This is a genomic window from Candidatus Erwinia dacicola, assembly GCF_001756855.1.
Classification (GTDB): domain Bacteria; phylum Pseudomonadota; class Gammaproteobacteria; order Enterobacterales; family Enterobacteriaceae; genus Erwinia; species Erwinia dacicola.
This window is the reverse complement of the sequence record NZ_MAYS01000287.1, coordinates 1-2486: the sequence shown is the minus strand read 5'-3', so window position 1 is coordinate 2486 and position 2486 is coordinate 1. Positions and strand designations below refer to the sequence as shown.

Below are 2486 nucleotides of genomic sequence, written 5' to 3'. Positions count from 1 at the left end.
GTTCACACACAGACTCACGCTTAACTGCGTCATCACAGAGATGGTGCACAATGAAAGTCATGGTCAGGCGATCTTAAAAGATGTTATTCAATTTTCTAACCATGAACGTAACGGGCCGGGCATCATGCCCGGCTTGGGCGATAAAATTACCCCGCTTTATGCTTACGCAGGAACCAGCCCACCGCCAGCATCAGGAACCACAGCGGTGTTACCATCAGCGCCTGGCGCGTGTCGGTTTCCAGCGTCAGCAGCACAATGACGAAAGCGAGGAAGGCGATGCAGATCCAGCACATGAATTTGCCCAACGGCATCTTGTAGCTCGATTCAGTGTGACGCTGCGGGTACTTCTTACAGTACGCCAAGTATGAGCACAGAATAATGGTCCAGACAAACATAAACAGAATCGCAGATACCGTCGTGACTAGGGTAAATACCGTCATCACGTTCGGGATAAGATAAATCAGCGCGACCCCTCCCAGCAGGCACAGGCAGGAGAAGAACAGCCCCATAGTCGGCACGGCACGGCTTGACAGCATGCCGAAACGGCGATGGGCCACGCCCTGCTGCGCTAGGCCGTACAGCATACGGCTGGTCGAGAAGATACCGCTGTTCGCCGAGGATGCTGCCGAGGTCAGTACCACAAAGTTAACGATGCTTGCCGCCGCCGGCAAGCCGAGAATTACAAACATCTCCACGAACGGGCTGCGATCCGCGACCACCTGATCCCACGGCGTTACTGCCATGATTACCATCAGCGCCAGCACGTAGAACATAATGATACGCAGTGGGATAGCGTTAATTGCACGCGGGAGCACGGTTTTTGGATCGTGCGTTTCAGCGGCAGCGGTGCCGACCAGCTCAATACCGACGAAGGCAAATACCGCGATCTGGAACCCGGCAAAGAAGCCGCTCAGCCCTTTCGGGAACATCCCGCCGTGATCCCAGATATTGCTCAGGGAAGCGGTGCCGCCGCCCGGAGAAGAGTAGTGCATAGCGACCAGAACGATACCGGTGGCGATCAGCGTAACGATGGCGACGATTTTAATCATCGCAAACCAGAACTCCATTTCTCCAAACAGTTTTACCGTGGCGATATTCAGTGTTAAAAGTATCGCGATGCACAACAGGGCACCCATCCAAGCCGAGAAGTCCGGAAACCACAGCTGAAAGTAGGAGGCAATAGCCACCACATCGGCAATTCCGGTCACAACCCAGCAGAACCAGTAGGTCCAGCCGGTAAAATACCCAGCCCAGAGACCGAGCAGGTCGGCGGCGAAATCGCTAAAGGATTTATACTCCAGATTGGAGAGCAGCAGCTCGCCCATGGCGCGCATGACAAAGAACAGTATAAAGCCGATGATCATATAGACGAAGATGATCGACGGCCCGGCAAGGCTGATAGTTTTACCCGATCCCATAAACAGGCCGGTACCGATCGCACCGCCGATAGCAATCAGCTGAATATGACGATTATGCAGGTTACGCCGGAGTGTATCCGGTCCTTCCTCCGAGAGGATAGCCTCTTTTGATTGATCAACCATATTGGGTTTCCTGTCCTGTGGTGATGATGTTTAAGCTCTTATGGCTTTTAATAAATCGATGATGTCAAGGTTAGTGCTGTCAAGAGCTTAACGCAAAAGACTGGAGGATAAAGCAGAAATTGCGGCTAAACTGCGAGAAGCACGCATCAGCCTGCTTAAAAAGCTGGCGTTAATCTCACCCACACAATAAAAAAGGAGGGAAATGAAGCAATTAATCGTATTTACACTACTGGCTTTGCTGGCTGGCTGCTTGGCGGTACAGCAGCAGGCCGAGAGTGCAGGCTATATCAGCTATACGCGCCACGGCAACCTGCAGGCTCAATACCCGCTGGTCGACTTGGTGCGTATTACAGGTTTTGGCGAGGTCAAACTAAGCTTAAGCTTTCTTGTCAGCTGCGCACTGGCGGTGAGCAGCACGATGCTGGTGACGCAGGCCCTGAAACCGTTGGCGCAGAGTGAGTTAGCTTCGCCTCTGGCGCGGATTGACCACCTTGGCAGTTATGCCTGCCGTAATATTTATCATCGTGCTGAAGGGCGACTGAGCGAGCAGGCCACGGCCGAAGCGTGGGACCTCAGCTCATTTCGCTTGCAAAACGGTCGGCACTGTTGCAAAGTTATTGATGAGTTAGCCTTTCGTGTTATTGAAAGGTCTTATCTTTCAAAGACTCTGCTCACCAGACGCATCTCGCCTAGGGGATGCCCCAAATAAAATGATTCTGCCTGACCTTTCCGTAGCGCACGCATCACTTCAATGCCTTTGATTGTGGCGTAAGCCGTCTTCATTGATTTGAAGCCCAGCGTGGCGTTGATTATCCGTTTCAGTTTGCCATGATCGCACTCAATTATATTATTCCGGTACTGTATTTGCCGGTGATGCACATGCTGCGGACATTTACCTTCCCGCTTCAGCAATGCCAGCGCCCGCCCATACGTCGGGGCTTTATC

General features: G+C 52.5%; 3 protein-coding genes. 1 reads left to right on the top strand and 2 read right to left on the bottom strand.

What is annotated here, in order from left to right; all coding sequences use genetic code 11:
• Window positions 1-146: 146 nt before the first annotated feature.
• The gene (cycA, locus tag BBW68_RS08530) at window positions 147-1541 is read right to left on the bottom strand and encodes a D-serine/D-alanine/glycine transporter (protein WP_070134954.1); all 1395 of its coding nucleotides are present in this window, start codon (window positions 1539-1541) and stop codon (window positions 147-149) included.
• A gap of 202 nt (window positions 1542-1743) precedes the next feature.
• On the opposite strand from cycA, the gene BBW68_RS08525 reads away from it, so the two are divergent.
• Window positions 1744-2250: an extensin family protein gene (locus BBW68_RS08525; protein ID WP_070134952.1), complete on the top strand. Its 507-nt coding sequence runs from the start codon at window positions 1744-1746 to the stop codon at window positions 2248-2250.
• Here the strand turns inward: BBW68_RS08525 and BBW68_RS16395 are convergent.
• A partial coding sequence (locus BBW68_RS16395; RefSeq protein ID WP_148127607.1) for a DDE-type integrase/transposase/recombinase occupies window positions 2193-2486 on the bottom strand: 294 nt, incomplete at its 5' end. The two genes, BBW68_RS08525 and BBW68_RS16395, sit on opposite strands and share 58 nt — an antisense overlap.